Origin of the sequence: Pseudomonas sp. CBC3 (assembly GCF_037967085.1) — a bacterium.
Taxonomy (GTDB): Bacteria; Pseudomonadota; Gammaproteobacteria; order Pseudomonadales; family Pseudomonadaceae; genus Stutzerimonas.
The window spans coordinates 472325-496037 of the sequence record NZ_JBANEO010000003.1; the positions used below are offsets into that span (position 1 = coordinate 472325).

23 protein-coding genes are annotated in these 23713 nt (G+C 59.3%); 19 read left to right on the top strand and 4 right to left on the bottom strand.

Going from position 1 to position 23713, the window contains the following annotated elements:
• Positions 1-71: 71 nt before the first annotated feature.
• The 9 genes from acpP to V6943_RS14775 all read left to right on the top strand — a co-directional run bounded on the left by acpP (position 72) and on the right by V6943_RS14775 (position 8076).
• The gene (gene acpP, locus V6943_RS14735) at positions 72-308 is read left to right on the top strand and encodes an acyl carrier protein (protein ID WP_003283670.1); all 237 of its coding nucleotides are present in this window, start codon (positions 72-74) and stop codon (positions 306-308) included.
• 180 nt (positions 309-488) lie between these two features.
• Positions 489-1733: a beta-ketoacyl-ACP synthase II gene (fabF, locus tag V6943_RS14740; RefSeq protein ID WP_131650061.1), complete on the top strand. Its 1245-nt coding sequence runs from the start codon at positions 489-491 to the stop codon at positions 1731-1733.
• A gap of 2 nt (positions 1734-1735) precedes the next feature.
• Entirely contained in the window at positions 1736-2551 is an 816-nt protein-coding gene (pabC, locus tag V6943_RS14745) for an aminodeoxychorismate lyase (RefSeq protein WP_340554182.1), read from the top strand.
• Positions 2548-3615, top strand: a complete 1068-nt coding sequence (mltG, locus tag V6943_RS14750; RefSeq protein WP_340554184.1) for an endolytic transglycosylase MltG — start codon at positions 2548-2550, stop codon at positions 3613-3615. The genes pabC and mltG overlap by 4 nt, the downstream gene beginning before the upstream one ends.
• Positions 3612-4244: a dTMP kinase gene (gene tmk / locus V6943_RS14755; protein WP_181100794.1), complete on the top strand. Its 633-nt coding sequence runs from the start codon at positions 3612-3614 to the stop codon at positions 4242-4244. The genes mltG and tmk overlap by 4 nt, the downstream gene beginning before the upstream one ends.
• Positions 4237-5226 carry a DNA polymerase III subunit delta' gene (locus V6943_RS14760; protein ID WP_231752225.1) on the top strand — a complete coding sequence of 330 codons (990 nt, stop codon included), beginning with the start codon at positions 4237-4239 and terminating at the stop codon, positions 5224-5226. The genes tmk and V6943_RS14760 overlap by 8 nt, the downstream gene beginning before the upstream one ends.
• Positions 5227-5258: 32 nt before the next feature.
• A complete protein-coding gene (locus V6943_RS14765) occupies positions 5259-5615 on the top strand; it encodes a PilZ domain-containing protein (RefSeq protein WP_131650066.1) in 357 nt (118 codons plus the stop codon).
• 90 nt (positions 5616-5705) lie between these two features.
• On the top strand, positions 5706-6491 hold the full coding sequence (locus V6943_RS14770; protein WP_131650067.1) for a TatD family hydrolase: 786 nt from the start codon (positions 5706-5708) through the stop codon (positions 6489-6491).
• A 187-nt stretch (positions 6492-6678) separates the two neighbouring features.
• Positions 6679-8076: an amino acid permease gene (locus V6943_RS14775; RefSeq protein WP_181100799.1), complete on the top strand. Its 1398-nt coding sequence runs from the start codon at positions 6679-6681 to the stop codon at positions 8074-8076.
• A 220-nt stretch (positions 8077-8296) separates the two neighbouring features.
• Here V6943_RS14775 and V6943_RS14780 read toward each other — a convergent pair whose 3' ends face one another.
• Positions 8297-9430 carry an aminotransferase class V-fold PLP-dependent enzyme gene (locus tag V6943_RS14780; protein WP_340554188.1) on the bottom strand — a complete coding sequence of 378 codons (1134 nt, stop codon included), beginning with the start codon at positions 9428-9430 and terminating at the stop codon, positions 8297-8299.
• Positions 9431-9500: 70 nt separating this feature from the next.
• On the opposite strand from V6943_RS14780, the gene V6943_RS14785 reads away from it, so the two are divergent.
• The gene (locus V6943_RS14785) at positions 9501-10121 is read left to right on the top strand and encodes a TetR/AcrR family transcriptional regulator (protein WP_181100806.1); all 621 of its coding nucleotides are present in this window, start codon (positions 9501-9503) and stop codon (positions 10119-10121) included.
• Between the two features lie 164 nt (positions 10122-10285).
• On the opposite strand, the gene V6943_RS14790 is transcribed toward V6943_RS14785, so the two are convergent.
• A complete protein-coding gene (locus V6943_RS14790; protein WP_340554191.1) occupies positions 10286-11353 on the bottom strand; it encodes a M42 family peptidase in 1068 nt (355 codons plus the stop codon).
• Positions 11354-11838: 485 nt separating this feature from the next.
• On the opposite strand from V6943_RS14790, the gene V6943_RS14795 reads away from it, so the two are divergent.
• Both V6943_RS14795 and V6943_RS14800 read left to right on the top strand, forming a co-directional pair.
• A complete protein-coding gene (locus V6943_RS14795; protein WP_340554193.1) occupies positions 11839-12444 on the top strand; it encodes a DUF4823 domain-containing protein in 606 nt (201 codons plus the stop codon).
• Between the two features lie 10 nt (positions 12445-12454).
• Entirely contained in the window at positions 12455-13021 is a 567-nt protein-coding gene (locus V6943_RS14800) for a DUF1285 domain-containing protein (protein WP_340554195.1), read from the top strand.
• Between the two features lie 92 nt (positions 13022-13113).
• On the opposite strand, the gene V6943_RS14805 is transcribed toward V6943_RS14800, so the two are convergent.
• Positions 13114-14769: an electron transfer flavoprotein-ubiquinone oxidoreductase gene (locus V6943_RS14805; protein ID WP_131650074.1), complete on the bottom strand. Its 1656-nt coding sequence runs from the start codon at positions 14767-14769 to the stop codon at positions 13114-13116.
• A 326-nt stretch (positions 14770-15095) separates the two neighbouring features.
• On the opposite strand from V6943_RS14805, the gene V6943_RS14810 reads away from it, so the two are divergent.
• The 7 genes from V6943_RS14810 (at position 15096) to V6943_RS14840 (ending at position 21073) form a co-directional block, all read left to right on the top strand.
• A complete protein-coding gene (locus tag V6943_RS14810) occupies positions 15096-15845 on the top strand; it encodes an electron transfer flavoprotein subunit beta/FixA family protein (RefSeq protein WP_340554197.1) in 750 nt (249 codons plus the stop codon).
• Positions 15846-16775: an electron transfer flavoprotein subunit alpha/FixB family protein gene (locus V6943_RS14815; protein WP_340554199.1), complete on the top strand. Its 930-nt coding sequence runs from the start codon at positions 15846-15848 to the stop codon at positions 16773-16775.
• Between the two features lie 115 nt (positions 16776-16890).
• Positions 16891-17724 (top strand): substrate-binding periplasmic protein, encoded by an 834-nt coding sequence (locus V6943_RS14820; protein ID WP_131650508.1) that lies wholly within the window; start codon positions 16891-16893, stop codon positions 17722-17724.
• A 49-nt stretch (positions 17725-17773) separates the two neighbouring features.
• Entirely contained in the window at positions 17774-18085 is a 312-nt protein-coding gene (locus tag V6943_RS14825) for a DUF4398 domain-containing protein (protein ID WP_131650510.1), read from the top strand.
• The gene (locus V6943_RS14830) at positions 18082-18888 is read left to right on the top strand and encodes an OmpA family protein (protein ID WP_340554201.1); all 807 of its coding nucleotides are present in this window, start codon (positions 18082-18084) and stop codon (positions 18886-18888) included. The genes V6943_RS14825 and V6943_RS14830 overlap by 4 nt, the downstream gene beginning before the upstream one ends.
• A gap of 112 nt (positions 18889-19000) precedes the next feature.
• On the top strand, positions 19001-20443 hold the full coding sequence (locus V6943_RS14835) for an aminotransferase-like domain-containing protein (RefSeq protein ID WP_340554203.1): 1443 nt from the start codon (positions 19001-19003) through the stop codon (positions 20441-20443).
• Positions 20444-20560: 117 nt separating this feature from the next.
• On the top strand, positions 20561-21073 hold the full coding sequence (locus tag V6943_RS14840; protein ID WP_131650078.1) for a hypothetical protein: 513 nt from the start codon (positions 20561-20563) through the stop codon (positions 21071-21073).
• A gap of 31 nt (positions 21074-21104) precedes the next feature.
• Here V6943_RS14840 and V6943_RS14845 read toward each other — a convergent pair whose 3' ends face one another.
• Positions 21105-23672 carry a bifunctional diguanylate cyclase/phosphodiesterase gene (locus V6943_RS14845; protein ID WP_340554204.1) on the bottom strand — a complete coding sequence of 856 codons (2568 nt, stop codon included), beginning with the start codon at positions 23670-23672 and terminating at the stop codon, positions 21105-21107.
• Positions 23673-23713: the final 41 nt, after the last annotated feature.

A 23713-nucleotide genomic window follows, 5' to 3' on the forward strand; every position in this document is an offset into this window, starting at 1 on the left:
GCGGAAAACGCTTTCTATACACTACCGCGCAGATCAGCTGCCTGATTTTTCCATAGGAGTGAAAACAAGGTATGAGCACCATCGAAGAACGCGTCAAGAAAATCGTTGCCGAGCAGCTTGGCGTCAAGGAAGAGGAAGTCACCAACAGCGCTTCCTTCGTCGAAGACCTGGGTGCCGACTCCCTTGATACCGTTGAGCTGGTCATGGCTCTGGAAGAGGAATTCGAGACTGAAATCCCGGACGAGCAAGCCGAGAAGATCACCACTGTTCAAGAAGCTATCGATTACATCAACGCCCACGCGCAGTAAGTTGTAATCCTGCTTCGAACCAGTAAGCCGCACTGCCTCTGAACGGGGCAGTGCGGCTTTTGTTTGAGATAGTTAAAATCGGCTGGTCGTGCACTTGTGCGATGCCTGATGGTTCGTCTTCCGTCCGTTGCGAGCGTTGAAGAGCGGAACGAGCCAAATATAGACGTAAGGAGAATTGCTGTGTCGCGTAGACGCGTCGTAATCACCGGGATGGGGATGCTATCACCGCTGGGTAACGATGTGCCAAGCAGCTGGCAGGGGATTCTCGCCGGCCGCAGTGGCATCGGCCCAATAGAACATATGGACCTTTCTGCCTATTCCACGCGCTTTGGTGGATCGGTCAAGAACTTCGACGTCGAACAGTATCTGCCTGCAAAAGAAGCGCGCAAGCTCGACCTGTTTATCCAGTACGGGTTGGCAGCCAGCTTTCAAGCTGTACGTGATTCCGGACTGGAAGTTACCGATGCCAACCGTGAGCGCATCGGCGTTGCCATGGGCTCGGGAATCGGCGGCCTGACCAATATTGAAAACAGCTGCAAGGCCTTATTCGAACAAGGTCCGCGACGAATTTCCCCGTTTTTCGTGCCTGGCTCGATCATCAATATGGTTTCAGGTTTCCTCTCGATCCATCTGGGTCTGCAGGGACCCAATTATGCGATCGCCACGGCTTGCACTACCGGTTCACATTGCATTGGCATGGCTGCACGCAATATCGCTTACGGCGAAGCCGACGTCATGGTTGCCGGCGGCTCGGAAATGGCTACCAGCGGTCTCGGCATCGGCGGATTCGCCGCAGCGCGCGCGCTGTCCACTCGCAACGATGATCCGGCCGCAGCCAGTCGTCCGTGGGACAAGGACCGTGATGGCTTCGTATTGTCCGACGGCGCCGGCGCACTGGTTCTGGAAGAGCTCGAACATGCCAAGGCACGCGGCGCGAAGATCTACGCCGAGCTAATCGGTTTCGGTATGAGCGCCGATGCCTTCCACATGACCTCGCCGCCGGATGACGGCGCTGGTGCTGCTCGCTGCATCCGCAACGCTATTCAGGATGCCCGGATCGATGCGGCTCAGGTGGATTACATCAACGCTCACGGCACTTCCACGCCGGCCGGCGACAAGGCCGAAGCCGCGGCGATCAAAACCGTGTTCGGCAGCCATGCTTATGAACTTTCGGTCAGCTCGACGAAATCGATGGTCGGTCATTTGCTAGGTGCAGCGGGTGCTGTCGAGGCGATTTTCAGCGTGCTTGCCCTTCGCGACCAGGTTGCGCCGCCAACCATCAACCTCGACGAGCCCGATGACGGCTGCGATTTGGATTTCGTGCCTCACGAAGCGAAGCAGAGAGCAATCGATATCGCTGTTTCCAACTCCTTTGGGTTCGGTGGCACCAACGGCTCTCTGGTTTTTCGCCGGTTCGCCGAGTGACATTGAGCTGGGTAGACGGGCAGCCTGCCAATGGGCTGCCCGTTCATGATCGCGGATTCGCATACGGTGACGGCCTGTTCGAAACTATAAAGGTAATGAACGGGCGACCGGAGTTGCTCGATCGTCATCTGAATCGCCTCGGTCTCGGTTGCCAGCGTTTCGCTATCCCTTTTGATGTAGATGCTCTGCGTTCGCAGATCATGGCGTTCAGCGCCGTGCTGGAGACGGGTGTAGCCAAGCTGATTCTGACGCGCGGCGATGGTCTGCGGGGCTACGGTCCGCCGTTAGCCTGTCGGCCCCGGACAGTGCTGACGGGCGCGCCGCTGCCGGCCTACGCGCCTGAACGCTCTACGGTGGGCGTGCGCCTGTATCCCTGTAAAACTCGTCTTGCCGAGCAGCCTGCTCTCGCTGGGCTGAAACATCTGAATCGCCTGGAGCAGGTACTAGCGCGCGCCGAATGGCATGACCCAGCTTTTGCCGAAGGATTGATGCGCGATACCTCTGGACGTATCGTCGAGGCTGTTTTCAGTAACCTGTTCATCGTTGAAACCGGTGTACTGCTGACGCCATCGCTCGAGCGATGTGGCGTGGCTGGCGTGATGCGTGAAGAGATTCTCGATCGGGCGCGACAGGCCGGAATGCCGCTCCAGGTCTGTGATCTCTCGCTCGAGCGAATGCTTGGTGCTGACGAAGTCTTCGTGTGCAACAGCCTGTATGGCATCTGGCCGGTGCGGCAGTTGGAAGCGCGCGTCTGGCCGGTAGGTCCGCTCACACGTAAACTTCAACGCCTGGTTGATGATCTGTCGAGTAATACGTGATTCGAAAACTGACTTTCGCATTCCTGGGCGCTGTGCTGGTCGCCGCGGTGGCGCTCGGCCTGGCCGCCTGGAAACTCCACGCCACGTTGGAGCAGCCGTTGCAGCTCAGCGAGGCGCACACGCTGGAGGTCCGATCCGGTGATACGCCCAGTGGCTTGTTCCAAAGGCTGGAGCAAGAGGGAACGCTAAGCGACTCGTTCTGGCTGAGGTTGTACTGGCGGCTGAATCTCTCCGGGCAAACATTGCACAGCGGGGAGTATCGATTGCAACCAGCGATGACCGCGCGCGACATGATCGGGCTGTGGCAGCGCGGCGAGGTTGTGCAATACGCTTTGACAATCGTCGAGGGTTGGAGCTTCCGCCAAGTTCGCGTGGCGCTGGAGACAATGCCTACGATCCAACAAACGATCACAGGTCTGTCCGATAACGAAGTCATGGAACGGCTCGGCCATCCCGGTCTGCATCCTGAAGGACGCTTCTTCCCCGATACCTACAATTTCACCCGTGGTGTAACCGACCTCGAATTGCTTAAGCGGGCCTTTACGCGCCTGGAAACCGTTCTGGCGCAAGAGTGGCAGCAGCGCAGCGAAGGTTTGCCTTATCAGGATCCGTACGAGGCATTGATCATGGCTTCGATCATCGAAAAGGAAACCGGTGTGCCATCGGAGCGCGGCGAGATTGCCGGCGTCTTCGTGCGCAGGCTGGAGCGGGGCATGTTGCTGCAGACCGATCCTACCGTCATCTACGGCATGGGCGAGCGATACAGAGGTCGGATTACCCGTAACGATCTACGCAGACCGACGCCTTATAACACCTATACCAACAGCGGGCTGCCGCCGACGCCGATTGCTATGGTCGGGCGCGAGGCCATTCATGCTGCGTTGCATCCGGTAGACGGCAAAAGTCTATATTTTGTCGCGCGTGGCGACGGTAGCCATGTTTTCAGCGAGTCGTTGAGCGAGCACAACCGTGCGGTGCGTGAATATCAGCTCAAGCGCCGCGCCGACTATCGCTCCAGCCCACCGCCGCAGCAAGCTCCGGCACCGACCGAGACTAACCAGTGACAGGACTCTTTATTACCCTGGAAGGGCCGGAAGGTGCGGGCAAGAGCACCAACCGTGACTATCTCGCTCAGTGTCTTCGCGACCGCGGCCTCGATGTCGTACTGACCCGAGAACCCGGCGGGACGCCGCTGGCCGAACGAATCCGGGACCTCCTTTTGACGCCTGCGGATGAGCCCATGTCCAGCGACACGGAGTTGCTGTTGATGTTCGCGGCGCGGGCGCAGCATCTGGCTCAAGTCATTCGACCTGCGCTGACGCGGGGCGCCATTGTGCTATGTGATCGGTTCACCGATGCCACCTATGCCTATCAAGGCGGTGGGCGTGGCCAGTCGGTTCAGCGCATCGAGCAGCTCGAGTGTTTCGTGCAGGGTGACATGCGTCCGGACCTGACGCTGATCTTCGATCTGCCTGTGGAAGTCGGGCTGAGCCGTGCCGCCGCGCGCGGGCGTCTCGATCGCTTCGAGCAGGAAGGGCTGGAGTTCTTCGAGGCCGTGCGTAGCGCTTATCTCGACCGCGCCCGCCAGGCTCCGCAACGCTATCGCGTGATCGATGCGGGGCAGCCATTATCCGCAGTGCAGCAGGATCTGGACGCGCTGTTGCCTGAGCTGTTCGAGCGTGCCCGTGGCTGAAGGCATCCTTTCGTGGCAAACCGATCTGTGGCGCTTGCTCGCAGGCCGCCAGCAACATGCCCACGCCTACCTGCTGCACGGTCCGGCCGGCATCGGCAAGCGCGCGCTGGCCGAACGCCTGATGGCACTCTTGCTGTGTCAACAGCCGGCGCCGAGCGGAGCCTGTGGGCAGTGCAAGAGCTGCATGCTGCTTGCCGCTCAAACCCACCCCGATCATTACATTCTGGAGCCGGAAGAAGCGGACAAGGCGATTCGTGTCGATCAGGTCCGCCAACTGGTCGGATTTGTCAGCCAGACCGCGCAGCTCGGCGGGCGCAAGGTGGTGCTGCTCGAACCGGCCGAGGCGATGAATCTGAACGCTGCCAACGCGCTCCTCAAGAGCCTCGAAGAACCAGCAGGCAATACCGTGTTGCTGTTGATCAGTCATCAGCCCAGTCGATTGCTACCGACGATCAAAAGCCGCTGTGTTCAGCAGAGCTGCCCGTTGCCGGTCCGTCAGCAAAGCCTGGACTGGCTTGCAGGCAAGCTTCCGGAGCTGTCGGCGGCTCAGCGCGAGGAGCTGTTGACGCTTGCGGCGGATTCGCCCTTGGCGGCGCTCAAACTGCACGCTGTAGGCGTGCTGGAGATGCGTGTGCAGGTGGTGGATGGGGTGAAGAAGCTGCTAAAACGGCAGCAATCGCCCAGTCAGTTGGCCGAAGCCTGGAACCCGCTATCGCTGATTCTGTTGTTCGACTGGTTCTGTGAATGGGCCCACCTGATTCTGCGTTTTCAGATGACCGGTGATGAGGAAGAGCTTGGCGCCGCCGATATGCAGAAGGTCATTCAGTACCTGGCGCAGAAAACCTCACCTGCCAAGCTGCTAGCGTTGCAGGACTGGCTACTGGCCCATCGACAGAAAGTGCTGGGTAAAGCCAACCTCAACCGTGTCTTGCTTCTCGAAGCGCTCTTGGTGCAGTGGGCAAGCTTGTCCGGACCAAGCTAGAATCCTTTGGAATAGTCGTTAGGGAATACCGCATGAGTCTGCCTGCAAACCTTGGTCCGCGTAACGGCATTCTGTCTCTGACGATCAAGGACAAGTCGGTGCTCTATGCCGCGTTCATGCCATTCATCAAGCATGGCGGGTTGTTCATCCCCACCAACAAATCCTACAAGCTCGGCGACGAAGTGTTCATGCTGCTGAGTCTGATGGATGAGCCGGAAAAGATTCCGGTCGCCGGCAAGGTCGTGTGGATTACACCTAAGGGTGCGCAGGGCAACCGGGCAGCCGGTATCGGCGTGCAATTCAACGAAGGCGATTCAACCGCTCGTAACAAGATCGAAACCTATCTGGCCGGCGCGATGAAGTCCGATCGACCGACACACACGATGTAAGCGAGCTCCAGCGCAGCCCTCTCTGATCGCTTGCAGCTTCCTTTCTTCTACAATGCACGCCGGTCATGGCTTGATGAGTAGCGTGTTCAAATGCTGGTAGATTCCCACTGTCATCTCGATCGTCTCGATCTCACTGCGCATCAAGGTTCTCTTGATGCGGCCCTGGTCGCTGCGCGTGAACGTGGCGTTGGCCACTTTCTCTGCATTGGCGTCAGTGCCGACAATACGGCGGCTGTAAAGGCTTTGGCAGAGCGTTACGACGATGTCGACTGCTCGGTCGGTGTACATCCGCTGGACCTCGATCCGGGTGCGGAACCCGCGCTTGAGTGGCTGCTGCAGGAATTGGAACACCCTCATGTCGTGGCAATCGGTGAGACGGGCCTGGATTACCACTACGAACCGGAAGCTGCTGCGTTGCAGCGACAATCCTTTCGTCTTCACCTGGACGCGGCGAAAGCGAGCGGCAAGCCGGTAATCGTTCACACCCGTGCGGCTCGTGCCGACACGCTGGAACTGCTTGGCGAAGCGGCGTTGCCGCAGGCTGGAGTACTGCACTGCTTCACGGAGGACTGGGAGATGGCGAAGGCCGCGCTGGATCTTGGGTTCTACATCTCGCTGTCCGGGATCGTCACCTTTCGAAATGCCGACGCACTTCGCGACGTCGCCCGCCGCGTTCCAGCGGATCGCTTGCTGGTCGAGACGGATTCGCCCTATCTGGCTCCGATTCCCTACCGTGGTAAACCGAACCTTCCGCAGTACGTACGTGAGGTCGCCGAGTTTCTTGCGCAGTTGCGTGGTGTCGATTTCGAGGTCCTGGCTGAGCAAACCACGAATAACTTCAAGCGGTTGTTTCCCTTGGCTCGGGTCCGTGGCTGATTAACACCTATCAGTCGAAGCGATGCGCTTGTTTGAATCTCTCGATCGCTGATGCCGTGTACAATTCGCGCCGCTTCGGTCCGCATGTCGACAATCGGCATGCGGACACGATGGTTCCGCTTGGCTCCGTATCTCCACTCATCACGGGCCGCGCCGTTTCTCGTCACAGACCCAACAAGGTGACGCCATGTCCAGCGATTCGCTGCATACCGGGCCGCTTCAGCGCGGCCTAAAAAACCGGCACATCCAGCTCATCGCGCTCGGTGGCGCTATCGGCACGGGGCTCTTTCTCGGTTCGGCAGGCGTGCTTCGCAGTGCCGGTCCGTCGATGATTCTCGGCTACGCCATTGCAGGATTGATCGCCTTTCTGATCATGCGGCAGCTGGGCGAGATGATCGTCGAGGAGCCGGTTGCCGGCTCTTTCAGCCACTTTGCGCATAAGTACTGGGCACCCTACGCTGGCTTTCTCTCGGGCTGGAATTATTGGGTGCTCTATGTGTTGGTGGGGATGGCTGAGCTAACCGCGGTCGGTAAATACGTGCAGTTCTGGTGGCCGGAAGTGCCAACCTGGGCCACCGCGGCGGCTTTCTTCGTACTGATCAACCTCATCAACCTGGTAAACGTGAAGGCCTTCGGTGAAACCGAGTTCTGGTTCGCGATCATCAAGGTCGGCGCCATCGTCGGCATGATCGCGCTGGGCCTCTATCTGTTGCTGAGCGGCAAAGGCGGCGAGCAGGCCAGCTTCAGCAACCTGTGGAGCCATGGCGGATTCTTTCCCAACGGCATCAGCGGCATGGTCATGGCGCTGGCGATCATCATGTTTTCCTTTGGCGGGCTTGAACTGGTCGGGATCACCGCTGCTGAAGCATCGGATCCGAAAACCGTCATTCCCAAGGCCATCAATCAGGTTGTCTACCGCATCCTGATTTTCTATATCGGAGCGCTGAGTGTGCTGCTGGCGCTGTATCCCTGGGACAGCCTGCTGGAAACGCTGGGGGCCGCGGGCGATCCTTACAGCGGTAGCCCCTTCGTGCAGATATTCTCACTGATAGGTAGTGATACCGCTGCGCATGTCCTGAATTTCGTGGTGCTGACAGCGGCGCTTTCTGTCTACAACAGCGGCGTTTACTGCAACAGCCGGATGCTCTATGGCCTGGCCGAGCAGGGCGATGCGCCCAAAGTATTGATGACTGTGAATCGTCGTGGGGTGCCGGTGCTGGCGATCGCTTTCTCGGCGGCAGTGACCATGCTCTGCGTATTGGTGAACTACTTGCTTCCCCAGAATGCGCTCGAACTGTTGATGTCGCTTGTGGTTGCTGCGCTGCTGATCAACTGGGCAATGATCAGTCTTGCTCATCTGAAATTCCGCAAGGCGATGAGGGAGCAGGGCGTCCAACCTTCGTTCAGGGCGTTTTGGTACCCGTTCAGCAACTACCTTTGTCTGGCGTTCGTGGCCCTGATCGCAGCCATCATGCTCTCGATGCCGGGGCTCCGTACGTCGATTATCGCCATTCCGTTCTGGGCGCTATTCATCTGGGTCTGCTTTCAGCTTCGGCTCGTCAGTCGGCGCGCCAGGCATGCCTGAAGAGCCGTTCAGCTGGCTAGGCAAAAAAAACCCGGCCTCAAAGGAGCCGGGTCAAGACCATTAGGAGTATGAGGTCACGTTCCTCGCTCCCTCAGCTGGCCGAGCATTGGGGGATTGCGCGGCCAGTGCTTGAAGTATTGGTCCTGATCGACAACTTTGCAGGCGCGATTGATGCCGTTCTTAAACGGATTTGGAATAGCTGCTCGTACCTTGATTGCGCTCACTTTGCGAGCAGGCCACGAATCACTGCCAGCGACTGCTCGATGACCTCCTGGCGCGTGTAGAAGTGTGGCGAAAACCGTATCCCTCCGCCACGAAGCGCGCAGACGATCTGCTCCGCCTTGAGGCGTTCGAACAATGCTTGATTGTCCCAACCATCGATCTTGAATGTGATGATACCGGCGCGCCGCGTCGGGTCGGCAGGACTCAGTAGCTCGACGCCGGGCATGGCTGACAGTTCGTGCTGCAGAAAGTCGACGCGCTCTGCTAGCGCTAAGCCTACTTCGTTCATGCCGACTTCTTCGAGCAGGGACAGGCTGGCGTCTAGTGCCATGGCCCCCAGCAGGTTCGGACTGCCGCATTCGAAACGACGTGCGCTGCGGGCTGGCTGCCAATCGCTGCGCTCGTAGTCGCCAGCATGTTCGAGCATGTGCCAGCCGTATTCATGAAGTTTCAGCTTGGCGCGCAGATCGCTGCGGCAGTAAAAGACGCCGAGCCCCTCGGGACCCAGAAGCCATTTGTGGCCATCGGCCATGGCGAAGGCGCAGCGGTATCGCTGAACGTCGAATGGTTGGGCTCCCAACTGTTGGATCGCATCGATACAGAGCAGGACTCCGCGTTGTTCGCAGCCTTCGCCAAGGCGCGGCAAGTCAAGCCGCAATCCGCTGGCGTACTGCACGGCGCTGATCGCCATCAGGCGCACCTTCGGACCGCAGGCGGCCAACAGGTCAGCCTCAGGATCGTCGCCCTTCAGGTTGACCTGTAGCACTTCGACACCCTGAGGTTTCAATGCCTCCCAGACCACACGGTTGGACGGGAACTCTTCGTTACTGATAACGATCTGGTCACCTGCTTTCCAGTCCAGACCGAATGCCACGAACGAAAGCGCCTCGGAAGTGTTCTTGACCAAGGCGATATCAGCCGACGACGGAGCGTTGAGCAATCTGGCCAGGCGGCCGCGCAGGCTGGTTTCGACCGCAAGCCATTGCGGATAGTTGCGCGCGCCGAGCGTTATGTTCTGCTGGGCGAACGCAGTGACGGCGTCGGCGGCTCGGCGCGGCCAGGGCGCGACCGCAGCATGGTTCAGGTACCGTAAGCCTTCGATCTGAGGAAATTCGTCATTCAATGTGCTCATGGGAATGTTCCGTGCATTTTCTGACTGGATAGGCATAATCGTCTGCTTCTACTCTGAGCTGCAGCTTCTTATGCAAACTGAACCCCGGAAGGTCCGCGAATTCCGCCGTCGCGAGCAAGAGATTCTCGATACTGCGCTCCAGCTGTTCTTGGAGCAGGGAGAGGACAGCGTTACCGTCGAGATGATCGCTGACATGGTTGGCATCGGCAAAGGCACCATCTACAAGCATTTCAAATCCAAGGCGGAGATTTACCTGCGGCTTATGCTCGATTACGAGCGGGATCTGAATGAGCTTCTGCATGCGCCCAACCTAGACCAGGACAAAGAGGCGCTGTCGCGTGCCTATTTCGAGTTCCGCATGGGTGATCCGCAGCGTTATCGCCTGTTCGATCGTCTTGAGGAGAAAGTCGTCAAGGGCAATCAGGTGCCGGATATGGTCGAGGAGCTTCACCGCATTCGCGCCTCCAACTTCGAGCATCTGACCCAGCTGATCAAGGGCCGCATTTCCGAAGGCAAGCTGGAAGATGTGCCTCCCTATTTTCACTATTGCGCCGCCTGGGCGCTGGTGCATGGTGCGGTAGCGCTTTATCACTCGCCGTTCTGGAGCAATGTGCTGGAGGATCAGGAAGGTTTCTTCCAGTTCCTAATGGATATTGGTGTGCGCATGGGTAATAAGCGCAAGCGCGATTAGCCCACCGCGTCAGGTGAAAAGGCGCCGGGCAAACAGAGCTGTAACCCGTTGAGTGCATCCCCATCCGCGATATCGAGCCGGTCGTTCCGGTTGGGGGACGCTCTCCGAATGACGGAATGGCAACAAGCTTGTATCCCGACGACCGGCAATCTAAACGCGGCGCGCTATTCGAGTGAAACCAGATAATCGACCAGCGTTCTGGCACACGCATCCATGCTCTCTTGCAAGATGACCTCGTAGCCGTGCGTGTTCTCGGTTGGAATCGCCAGGCAAGCGGCGCGGGGTGAGGATCCCGAACCGAGCACGGCACTGGCATCCGACGCGAATCCGGGCATTAAGGCAGGCTGTGGACAGTAACCGCAGCGTTCAGCCGCTTTAAGCAGGCCATCCGATATCTGCTTGGAGTAGTAGCCCTTCTCATCACCGGTCAGCACGATGGGGTCGAGCGCCAGGCGCGTATCGTACTCGGCGGCTATCGGCCCAACCTCAAGCGCGATGCGCACCGAGCCCGGCAAGGTCCGGGCTGCGTACTGCGCCCCGGAGTTGGTTTCCTCTTCATTGGTCGTCAGGACAATTAGCACGTCACCGCGCAACTCATCCCGTCGCTTTGCCAGGCGCCTGGCAGCTACTAGCGCCGCGACGACAGGCGCTCGGTCATCGAGGAAGTGGGCTGCAACGCAATCTCGTATTAGGAATGGCTTGCGCCAATGCTGGCTCAGCACCACCCGCGTGCCGGCGCGCACGCCTAGCTCGCCGAGTTCCGCCTTGCTGTATCGGGTAATCACATGCACGTCGGTCCATTGCACGTCTCCTTTGAGCACGTGCATCGACTGGCTCGACTCGCTCGTCCCGTGCATGGTGCCGAAGGACAGCGCGCCGGCAACCGTTTGTGTGTCTGCGAGAATATCCACCGGACACATGCCGAAATTGACTGGAAACGCCCCGCCCAGCGCCACAACCCTCAAGCGACCATCAGCGTCTATGCGTTTGACGACCATCGCAATCTCATCCTGATGGGCCATCACGCGCGTTGAAAGGCGCTCCGCTTCATCACGCGGAACGCCGACAGCCTTGATGCGGCCGATGAGGTTTGCTGCTGGATCCTGCCAGACCTCGTCGCAGCACTGTTCCAATTCGCGCCGGCATATTTCCCTGACTTCTTCCTCCTGGCCTGCGGGACCACGCGCAAGCAAGAGCTCCTCAAGCAGGGCCAGTTGTTCTTGATTGGTCATTAAGCCTCCAGATCCGTTTCGTCAGGCTTATGACTCGATCAGTCACCAGCCGTGCGACGGAATCGCCACGAGCGGTTGATCGAGCCAGCTTCACTCCATTGCAGTGCTTAAGAAATGGAACAAGTTACCGGGACGACTACTGCGACTTTGACTCGACCGCAGCTGGCGTATTTGACTACGCTTGTTGCAGTTTCCCGCGGTGTTAGGGCGGCTTTCGTCAGTAAGAACTGCGCTCAGTAAGCGCTCTTTGTTGAACGTGTTTTCTAGTCGTTGGAATGCATTCGTGTTTCGCTGCGGATATACGTCCGCTATCGAGCGCCCAAAGAATGTTTTTAACCCGGGCAGGCGGTTTGTCGGCGCAGACCGCAGCGCCATTGCAAATCCGCTGCGCTATGCATGGCGAGGTGGTCTTAGCGCTTGCGTAGAACTGGCTCGTTTGCTGCATCGCTTTGCTATCCGCCGGTTTTCCGCCAGAGGCAGGAACGATGATGAATGTGTGGAGCCTTATCGCAGCCGTGTTGCTATTGAGCGGGTGTATGAAGGTCAGCGATATGGCTGAGAGTACTCGCCATCAACTGCGAGACGTGGGCATTCTCGATCACAGTGAGACGGTGAGATCGGCATCCTGGCGTCTGCAGCCCGATTCGTTCATCTATATCGCTCAGGGCCACTTCGTCCCGCCGGGCGATGCCTATCCGCGGCCAAACGTGGTTGCCGAGGAGGCGTTCAAGGGCTTCGTCGAGTACTTTCCGCTCGTCCGTCGTGCCCCTGAACCTGCCGGGTTGGAGGAAGCGTTGAACCAGGCGGCCTCCGCAGGTGCCCATTACTTGCTATACACACGTTTTGCCGCTGCAGACGACCGCATCGGTAGTTTCGATGAGTTCAACGATCAGCGCGCTCTGGATCGTCTGGGTGTGGACACCAGCGTGATTCAGCTGATGCTCATCGAGACCAGCACTAGATATTTGGTCGATACGGCGCGTATTCGAAGCCGTGGCGGACTGTTGAACATTTATGACGCGACACCACAGGTACTGTTGGGGCCGCCTTTGCGCGACTATGCCCGGCGCCTGACAGGCCTTAGTCGCTGAGGAGTCGCTTATGAGCAATTCTGGGAAAGCTGCGGATCTGCTGAGCCAGATTCCGAAGGCTGAGAAGAAGGGCATGCCGCCGGTACACCTGTGGAACCCGCCGTTCTGTGGCGATCTGGACATGCGAATCGCCCGTGACGGCAGCTGGTTCTACATGGGCACGCCGATCGGCAGGCCTGCGATGGTACGGCTGTTTTCCACGGTCATCCGGCGCGACGGCGATGATTACTTTCTGGTGACGCCGGTAGAAAAGGTTGGCATCAAGGTGGACGATGCGCCTTTCGTGGCGGTTGGGCTGGAAGTGGAGGGGAGTGGCGAGGCGCAGGTGCTTCGCTTCGTCACCAATGTCGGCGATGAAGCCGAAGCAGGGCCGGAGCATCCCATGCGCGTCGAACTTGACCCAACGAGTCAAGAGCCGGCGCCCTATGTGCATGTGCGGGCCAACCTCGAAGCGCTGATTCATCGCAACGTCTTCTATCAGCTGGTGGAACTGGCCGTGCCGCGAGAAATTGACGATGCCGGTTGGCTGGGTGTCTGGAGTAGCGGGCAATTCTTTCCGATCGGACGCGCTGAATAGTCATGACTGAATGAGGCGATCCGTCCGATACGCATTTTGGACCAGCCGAAACAATGGATATGAAAAAGGCTCCCGCAGGAGCCTTTCTTGTTTTACATGTTGGGGTAGTTGGGCCCCCCGGTTCCCTCCGGCGCTACCCAGGTGATGTTCTGGGCAGGGTCCTTGATGTCGCAGGTCTTGCAGTGCACGCAGTTCTGCGCGTTGATCTGAAAGCGCTTGCTGCCATCGTCATTGGCTACCACTTCATAGACGCCGGCCGGGCAGTAGCGCTGCGCGGGCTCGTCGTACAGTGGCAGATTCTTCTCGATGGGAATGCTTGGATCGGTCAGCTTGAGGTGAACCGGCTGCTCTTCTTCATGGTTGGTGTTGGAGAGGAACACCGAGCTGAGCTTGTCGAAGCTGAGCTTGCCGTCAGGCTTGGGATAGTCGATCTTCTTCGATTCTGCTGCGGTCTTCAGGCATGCGTAATCCGGCTTGGTGTCATGCAGCGTGAACGGAATCTTGCCGCCGAAGATGTTCTGATCGATGAAGTTGAACGCGCCACCCTTAACCGCACCCCACTTGTGAATCGCAGCGCCGAAATTGCGGCTGGCGTATAGCTCCTGGTAGAGCCAGCTGGCCTTGAAGCCTTCTTCGTAGCCGGTCAGCTCGTCACCACCCTCGCGGCCCGCGAACAAGGCGTCAGCCACCGCTTCGGCGGCCAGCATGCCGGACTTCATTGCGGTATGGCTGCCCTTGATCTTGGCGAAATTCAGTGTGCCGGCGTCGCAGCCGATCAGTGCGCCACCGTTGAAAACCATCTTCGGCAAGCTATTGATGCCGCCCTTGGCGATGGCACGTGCACCATAGGAAACACGCTTGCCGCCTTCCAGGTACTGCTTGATCACCGGGTGATGCTTGTAGCGCTGGAATTCATCGAATGGGGAGAGGAACGGGTTGCTGTAGGACAGGTCGACGATCAGGCCGACCACCACTTGGTTGTTTTCCAAGTGATAAAGGAAAGAGCCGCCGGTGTTTTCGTCGTCGAGTGGCCAGCCTGCGGTATGCACGACCAGGCCCTGTTCGTGCTTGGCCGGGTCGATGTCCCACAGCTCCTTGATGCCGATGCCGTAATGTTGCGGATCGACATTGGCATTGAGCTGGAAACGATTGATCAGCTGCTTGCCGATATGACCGCGGCAGCCTTCCGCGAACAGCGTGTATTTTGCGCGCAGTTCCATGCCGGGTGTATACATGCCTTCCTTCGGGTTGCCTTCACGGTCCACGCCGAGGTCACCGGTAAGAATGCCGCGAACCACGCCTTGGTCGTCGATGAGTGCTTCCTGGGCGGCAAAGCCTGGGTAGATTTCGACACCCAGGTTCTCTGCCTGCTGGGCCAGCCAGCGGCAAAGGTTGCCGAGCGAAATGATGTAGTTGCCCTCGTTATGCATGGTTTTGGGGACCAGTGCATTGGGCAGCTTGCGAGCCGCTTCGGCGTTCTTGAGCAGATAGATGTCGTCGCGCTTGACCGGGGTGTTGAGCGGCGCTTCGAGTTCTTTCCAGTTGGGGAACAGTTCATTCAGTGCGCGCGGCTCGAACACGGCGCCAGACAGAATGTGGGCGCCTACTTCGGAACCCTTCTCGACGACGCAAACGCTGATTTCCTTTCCGGCATCAGCGGCTCGCTGCTTCAGTCGGCAGGCAGCGGACAGGCCCGCGGGGCCGGCGCCGACGATGACTACGTCGAATTCCATATATTCGCGTTCCATTGGCTATCTCCTACTCAAGGCTTGATTGTTCTATAGATGGAGGGCTGGATCGTGTCCCTGATCAAGCCGAGCTGGCGCATTATATATAGCCGCCGTAAAGGGTCCAATACAAACGTTTGTTTGAATTTCCCTCGAGCCTGTTTAGTATGGCGAAACTGCGTTTATAGCTGGGTATATGCGTTATTGACCCCGACTATTGCCTGCAGTCAAGATACGGGCAGTTTGCGCTCGCCGAACAGTCCGACGGCCGATCGATGGCCCGGATCTCGAGCACGGCTCGGTTCGCCTCGGCGAAATTCTATTCACCGGAGAGTAACGAGGAATCCATGAAGGTTCTTGTAGCTGTCAAACGAGTGGTCGATTACAACGTCAAGGTTCGCGTCAAGGCGGACAACTCCGGCGTCGACCTCGCCAACGTCAAGATGTCGATGAACCCCTTCTGCGAAATCGCCGTGGAAGAAGCCGTGCGCCTGAAAGAAAAGGGCGTGGCGAGCGAAATCGTCGTGGTTTCCATTGGTCCGACCGCTGCCCAGGAGCAGCTGCGCACCGCGCTGGCACTGGGTGCCGATCGCGCTGTGCTGGTCGAATCGACCGAAGAACTCAACTCCCTGGCCGTGGCCAAGCTGCTCAAAGCGGTCGTCGACAAGGAGCAGCCGCAGCTGGTCATTCTCGGCAAGCAGGCCATCGACAGCGACAACAACCAGACCGGCCAGATGCTCGGCGCGTTGACGGGCTACGCCCAGGGCACCTTCGCCTCGAAAGTCGAAGTGGAAGGCGACAAGGTGAAAGTCGAGCGCGAAATCGATGGCGGCGCGCAGACCGTTGCGCTGAACCTGCCGGCGATCGTGACCACCGACCTGCGCCTGAACGAGCCGCGCTATGCGTCTCTGCCAAACATCATGAAGGCCAAGAAGAAGCCGCTGGAAGTGCTGACTCCGGACGCGCTGGGTGTCACCACCGCCTCCACCGTGAAGACCCTGAAAGTCGAAGCGCCGGCTGCTCGCAGCGCGGGCATCAAGGTCAAGTCCGTGGCTGAACTGGTCGAGAAACTGAAGAACGAGGCGAAGGTAATCTAAATGACTATCCTGGTTATCGCTGAACACAACAACGCCGTTCTGGCTGCTGCGACCCTCAACACTGTGGCTGCCGCCCAAGCCATTGGTGGCGACATTCACGTACTCGTCGCTGGTAGCAACTGCGCCGCCATCGGCGAAGCAGCTGCCAAGATCGAAGGCGTATCCAAGGTACTGGTCGCCGACGATGCAGCCTACGCCCACCAGCTGCCGGAAAACGTCGCGCCGCTGATCGCCGGTCTGGCCAGCAATTACAGCCACGTCCTGGCTGCCGCCACCACCAACGGCAAGAACTTCCTGCCGCGCGTTGCAGCGCAGCTGGACGTCGACCAGATATCCGAGATCATCGCCGTCGAGAGCGCCGATACCTTCAAGCGCCCGATCTATGCCGGTAACGCCATTGCCACCGTGCAATCCAGCGCGCCGATCAAGGTGATCACCGTGCGTGCCACCGGTTTCGATCCGGTCAATGCCGAAGGTGGTTCGGCTGCGGTCGAGCAGGTTTCGGGCACTGGCGATAAGGGTATTTCTTCCTTCGTGGGTGAAGAGCTGGCCAAGTCCGACCGTCCCGAGCTGACCGCCGCCAAAATCGTCGTTTCCGGCGGCCGCGGCATGCAGAACGGTGAGAACTTCAAGCATCTGTACTCGCTGGCCGACAAGCTCGGCGCTGCCGTTGGCGCCTCGCGTGCGGCAGTCGATGCTGGTTTCGTACCGAACGACATGCAGGTCGGTCAGACCGGCAAGATCGTTGCACCGCAGCTGTACATCGCCGTGGGTATCTCGGGGGCCATTCAGCACCTGGCCGGTATGAAGGACTCCAAAGTGATCGTCGCGATCAACAAGGACGAAGAAGCGCCAATCTTCCAAGTCGCCGATTACGGCCTGGTGGGTGACTTGTTCGAGATCGTGCCGGAGCTCGAGCAGCTCGTTTAATCGAGCCGCCTTAAAAGAACCCGCTCTCGCAGCGGGTTTTTTGTGGGCGCTCGGCTGCGGCGGCCAGTGGTAACATCCCGTCTGGCGCCGATGGGTGCCTGTCCGAATTCGAATGATGAGGTTCTCGATGCGCAGTGCCGTTCAGTTCGCTTTGATCGCCTTGCTGCTGGCAACACCCTTTGCAGCGGGCGCGGCGGCTTCGAAGTGCGACCGGCTAATCGCGACCGGTGGCGCGGATAACCCGCCATTCCTGTGGCGCGACCCGCAGAACCCCAAGCGTCTGGTGGGCGCGAACGCCGAGCTGCTGAAGAAGATCACCGACTCGCTCGATCTGAAACTCGAGGTTCTTTACACCGGCGATAGCGGCAAGGCGCTCGAGGAGGTTCGCAGCGGCCGGGTAGACCTGCTGGTCGATGCGCTGCTCAGCCCGAAAGAACTGGCGTACCTAGACTTCATCCATCCTTCCATCACCGTTCTGGAAACGGCCGCTTGGGTACGCAACGAGCCGGGTTTTTTCTATTCCGGTCGAGACGATCTAAAGGACAGGCCTGGCACCTATGTCGCAGCGACGCGTTTCGGTGGTGAGTTAGCGACCTATGCGAAGAACAATCTTCGCTTGAGTTCGGCTCCCTCCCTGGCGGAAGCCGTGAAAAGGCTGATGGCTGGCCAGGCCGATTACATACTGCATGAGCGCTACAGTGCCGTCGCGCAAGCCGGATCGCAGGGGGTGCTGGACGACATGCAGCGGCTTGAGCCATCGGTCGGTAGCCGCGGCATGCATTTCGCTGTGGCACACGATTCGGCCTGCAACAGCCCTTGGCTACGCGGACAGCTCGCAATAAAAATGACAGAATTGCGCGCCGCCGGCGTGCCGCAGCAACTGCTGGTAGAGAATCTCGAGCGGTGGAAACAACGCCAACCGGCACCGTCAGGCGATTCGCAACGCTAGGAATCCAATCTTGATAAGACTTCTTCCATGCATGCTGGTGCTGGCGATGATGGCCGGCTGCGCCAGCGATCCGGCACCCACCGAACAGCTGCGTCTGACCGAGCAGGCGTTGATCCAGGCTCGTTCAGTTGGTGCTTCGCAGGCGACTCCAGAGTTGGTATTGGCCGAACAAGCGTTCGCAGCTGCCGTCGCTGCGATGAAAGACGAAGATTATCGGGAAGCACGCCTGCAAGCCGAGAAAGCTGAACTGGACGCTCGGCTGGCGGAGGCAAAGGTGCTCAACGATAAAAGCCAGCAAGAACTGGCAGAAGTGAACCGCCGCATCGAACGGCTCCGTGAGCAATTGAGGGCCTTGCAGTGAAGCCTATTCTTCTGGCCTCTGTATTGCTGGCGTCGCTCGTCGGGCTCCAGGGTTGCGCCACGCACGCATCGCAACAGCAACTGGAACAAGCGGCTGCCATGTTCCAAAGCGTCAGTGAGGACCAACAGGTGCTTCAAGATGCGCCCAAAGATGTGATGCGCGCGGCCGAATCGCTGGATAGAGCCAAGCGGTTTGCCAGCTATTGGGGCAGCACGGAAGATGTTGGCCATTACGCCTATCTCGGCAAGCGCTACAGCGAGATCGCTCGCCAGCACAGCGAGCAATTGCAGAATCAGCGGCTCGCCACCCAGCAGGCGATGGAATGGGAGCGCCTGCGCCAGGCTCTGCAGGAAGCCAAGCTGCTCGATCTGCAGCAACAGGGCCGTTGGCTCGAAGACCAGATGATTGGCCTGGCGGCAGCCGAAACTGAGCGCGGCTTGGTGATGACTCTGGGCGATGTCTTGTTCAGGGCCAACAGCGCCGAACTGGGATCATCGGCCAATCGCACCTTGCTCAAGGTCGTGCATTTTCTACAACTCAATCCCAAGCGCAAGATCCGCATCGAGGGGTACACCGACAACCGGGGCGGTGCGGCCGAAAATCTCGTCTTGTCTCAGGCACGCGCCCAATCGGTGGGTAATTTTCTGCAGAGCCTGGGGATCGACGCAGCGCGCATGGAAATGGTCGGTTACGGCGAACAATACCGCGTCGCGGAGAACGCGTCGGCGCGTGGCCGTGTGCAGAACCGGCGGGTCGAGATCTTGTTTTCGAACGAGCAAGGGCAGCTGGGCAGCGCTCGTTGATCTATTGACGGCAAACGTAACTGACTGTGTCGGCGAGTTCGCCGGTAACTGTATTGGTTTCGCATAACGGTGTTGTACTACTGTTATGGTTCAGTTGCCGGAGCCGGACGAAATGACCAATCTGTTGCTTTATCAGCGCATCGCACACCAGCTTGCCGAAGACATTCGTCGCGGCGTCTACCGTCCGGGCGAGCGCGTGCCCTCGGTGCGCAAGATGAGCATGCAGCTGAATGTCAGCCATGCGACGGTCCTGCAGGCCTATGCCAATCTCGAAGATCAGGGAATGATCCGGGCGCGTCCGCAATCAGGCTTCTACGTTCACCACACGCCGGCGCTGACCGCGCCCACACCGGATATTGCGCAGGTCGAGCGGCCAACCCTGGTCACACGCAGCAGCATCATCAATCAGGTTCTCAGCGAATCACGCCGCGACGGGCTCATTCCGCTGGGGGCCGCGGTGCCTCATGTGGACTACTTGCCGGCTCGCGCCCTGCATCAACAGCTCGCCAAGGTCACTCGCTTTCAGAGCCAGTGGGCGTTCAGCTATATGTTCAGCCCCGGTTACGAGCCGTTGCGCCGGCAAGTGGCGATTCGCATGCGCGACGCCGGCGTGGTCGTCGGGCCGGACGAAGTGGTGATCACCCACGGTTGTGTCGACGCGCTGCAGATGTCGTTGCGGGTGCTGACCAAACCGGGCGACCTGATCGCCGCCGAGTCGCCCAGCTACTACGGGTTGCTGCAGTTGGCCGACCTGCTCGGGCTCAAGGTCATCGAAATTCCCTGCGATCCGGATACCGGTCTCAGCCTGGAAGCGCTGCAGCTGGCCGCCAGCCAATGGCCAATCAAAGCCTTGGTCTTGACGGCGCGCTTGAGCAATCCGCTGGGAGGCAGCGTACCCGACGCGCGGCAGAAGCAGTTGCTGAAACTGGCGGCGAGTTTCGACATCCAAATCGTTGAGGACGATATCTACGGCGAGCTACTGTTCGATGCGGGATCGATCAAGGCGCTCAAATCCAATGATCGAGAGGGGCGAGTGATCTACTGCTCGAGCTTCTCCAAGACGATCTCGCCAGGTGTGCGCATCGGCTGGATCGTTCCCGGTCGTTATCGAGAAGAAATACAGCGCCTGCAGACGTTCAGCACGCATTCGGCCTGCAGCGTTACGCAGATGGCGGTTTCGGCGTATCTGGAAAATGGTGGATACGATCGCCATCTGCGATACATCCGCCATGAGTATCGAAAGAATCTAAGTGCCGTTCAGTTGGCGGTGCAGCGTTACTTTCCAGAGGGCACGCAAATGACGCGGCCAACGGGCGGTTTCATCCTCTGGGTCAGCCTGCCGGCTCGGGTCAATGCCAAGGAATTGCATCAGCAGGCCCTGAAGCGCGGAATCAGCATTGCGCCCGGTCTTATTTTCAGTAACACCGAACAGTTCAACCACTGTGTGAGGCTCAACTGCGCATTGCCGTTGGCGACCGAAGCGGAGCGGGCATTGAAGACCCTTGGCGAGCTGGCAGGGGAGCTATGTCGGCAGGTCAGTGAACCGATCGGGTAGGGCGGGAATCTAGAGCAAGGCACGGCAAACAGGCTGTCATGCGCATGCGTTAACTGCGATAAATCGGTTGGTCGAGTGCCGTGGTTTTTACATCGTCTGGAAGGAGGGCGTTGGCAGATGAAATGGTCGAGTTTGCTGCTTGCGCTGCTTTTTCTGAGCGCCTGTGATGGAGACGATCTACCGTCCCAGCCTGGTCCACCGGCTGCGCCTGAGGTCCAGCCTTCGGTCGATCGCAACGCCGCAACCGCGCCCGTGCAACGAGAAACTGATATCCCACCTAAAATCGAGATCGAACTCGAGCCTATTACTACCGGCGATCCCGAAGAGCTGCCATCCGAGCGAGTCGTGCCGGCAACCGAATCGAAGGCCGTTTCGGCCGCGCCGAAGAAAAAGGTCGCGGTCGAGCAGGTCAAGTTGCCCGAGCCGGAGCTGGATTTGAGCCTTCCCGAGGATTGGGCCGAGGAGCTCGAACCTGCCCCGGACGCAGCGGCCTTGAAGCTACTGCCGCCGTTGTTCGAATCAGGCGAGGACTCTCGCTCGGTGCAAATGAGCGGCAGTCTGTTGCCGGGGCTGGAACGCGACGACGCGCTGATCGACGGGGCTCAGATCAATTTCGAACTCAAGCGCTGACCGGTCGGGCACCGTTATGCAGGGTTCCGACCTATGGCTCGGTCTCGACGCCGCTCAACAGGGCACGGAAGTCCGTGGTCATGAGCGGATGGCTCATGTAGAAACCCTGCATTTCGCTGCATCCATTGGCGAGAAGTCGTTTCAATTGTTCCGAGGTTTCAACGCCCTCGGCCGTGACGCGCATGCGCAAGCCATGCCCGAGTTCGATCAGCGCCTTGACGATGGAGTGGTCCTCGACGGAGTGCTCCATGCCGGAAACGAAGCTGCCATCGATCTTGATGGTGTCGAACGGGTAGTTGCGCAGGTTGCTGAGCGATGAATAGCCAGTACCGAAGTCATCCATGGCAAGCCTTACGCCAAGTGTTTTTAGCTCGCTGAGCACCGCCAGTGTGCGCTGGCTTTCCTGGAGCAGCGCTGTTTCGGTTACTTCGAGTTCGAGGCGATTGGCCGCAAGCCCGCTCTGTTCCAGCGCCGCTTGAACTACTTCAACCAGCTCATCGTTGCGTAACTGTAAGGGCGAAAGGTTGACTGAAACCATGATGTCGCTTGTCCAGCTTGCCGCCTCGATGCAGGCCTGACGTAGCACCCATTCGCCGAGCGGATCTATCAGCCCAGTTTCTTCTGCCAGCGGAATGAAATGCTCGGGCAGCAGCAGGCCGTGAGCGGGATGTTTCCAGCGCAGCAGGGCCTCTGCGCCGATGATGTGCATGCCGTCGCCGAAATATCGAGGCTGGTAATGAACCTCGAACTGATCCTCGCTGATCGCTTGACGTAGGTCGTCTTCCTGTCGGCGTCGCTCCAGCAGTCGTTTATCCATCTCGCTGCCATAGAACCGCCAGGTCCCTCGACCACCCGCCTTGGCCTGATACAAGGCGATATCCGCACAGCGCAGCAGCTCGTTGGCTTGCGTCGCATCGGTAGGCGCTATCGCGATACCGATGCTGGCACCGATATGAATTTGTGTACGTTCATAGAAAAAGGGTTCGCTGATCGCATCGACGACGCGCGCGCAAAGCTGCTCGATGTCTTCGTTGTGCTGCAGGCGACTCATCACCATGACGAACTCGTCGCCGCCTAGGCGCGCGACCAGGTCGTCTGCTCTGATGCACTGCGTCAGGCGGCTGGATACGCCGGTCAGTACCTCGTCGCCAGCACTGTGGCCCAGTGTGTCGTTCACCGGCTTGAAACGGTCCAGATCGATATACAGGACGGTCAGTCGGGATGCGCTGGTGAGCGAGGCGAGTTTGGTGTCCAGATAGTCGCGCAAGTGGTTTCGATTGGGCAGGCCGGTCAGGGCGTCGTGCTGCGAAAGGTACTGAACGCGTGCCTGGGCTCGGGTTTCCTCGGTGACATCACTGGCAGTGCCTCGGTAGCCCAACAGCTCGTCGTTTCGGTAGATTCCACGTGCGGATAGCCGGCAGTGGCGCTCGCAGGCGTTCGCCGCCTGGTAGCTGCAGCGCAATGGTGTCTTGTGCGGAGCGGCCAGCCAGTCCTGCAGCGCCGCGTGATCAGTGATCAGAAGGTCGATCAACGGTCGGCCAATCCAGGCGGCTGGATCGTGGCCGGTAATCTCCTCGAAACGCCGGGAGAGGTACGTCAGGCGGGCATTCTGGTCGGTTTCCCAGATCCAGTCCGATGCAGCTTCCGCTACGTCGCGGAAGCGCTCTTCGCTGGCGGCCAGTGCGCTACGGCTTCTTGCCAGGCGCTCGTAGTTGACGTTCATGATTCTTACGGTCTTCATCGCCTGGCGCAGCAGCAACCAGGCAAGCAGACCAAGGCCAAGGGTGACCGCCGCGAGCACCGGCAAGGTCATCCACAGCAGATACCGGCCAGGCCGGGATAGCGTCCAGGTAAATGATAGGGGCGATCCATCAAGCGTCCGCAGGGCAAGCACTTCATCCTTGCTCCGGGCGGTTTCGCCGTTCAGGCGCAGGCCGTTGATCGCATAAGCCTGACCCAAGTCGAGCAATCTTTTTGGCTCCAACACATCGGCGAAAACCAGGATCGAGGCGGGATCGTCCATTTCCTCGACGTCGCTGTCGCCGGACGTCATCACGGCGGCGGCCACCATGGCCGGGTGGCCTTCGGCCGAAAGCATGCCGACGGCGGTCTCTCCCTGTTCCAGCGCTTCGCGGGCCTGGGCGAGCAATGTGTCGAGTCCGTTGCCAAGCCAGGCGCGCGCATCGATACGCACCAGCTCCCCGCGAATGACCGAGTAGGTCGTTTCACCGCTGGCGTCGATCACCAACACCGCCTCATAGCCGAAATCGTCATACAGCGAAGGGCCGAGGTTCGCCTGCTCGTAGGCCCAGTTCAGATTGACCTCTTTGCTCAGGTTGGCGTAGGCGTCGCCCCAGAATCCATTGTCGGCGACATGGCGGGACATGCCATTCATCTGCGCCTCGAATGCTTTGCCAGCGAGAAAATGTTCCAGAGCCAGGGCGTCGTGATCGATGGTGCGGGCGATGTGTATCACCGCGATCGCCGCGGCGAGCAGGGCTGCGGCCAGTAGGCAGGCGATGCCGGGCAGAATCCGTCGGGAGAAAGCGACCTGCGCCTTCGGGCTGCCGGCTCCGAACGAAGAGAAAACTGATGACATTGATGCTTCCTTCAAAGGAGGCAGACGGATTACTTGGATGA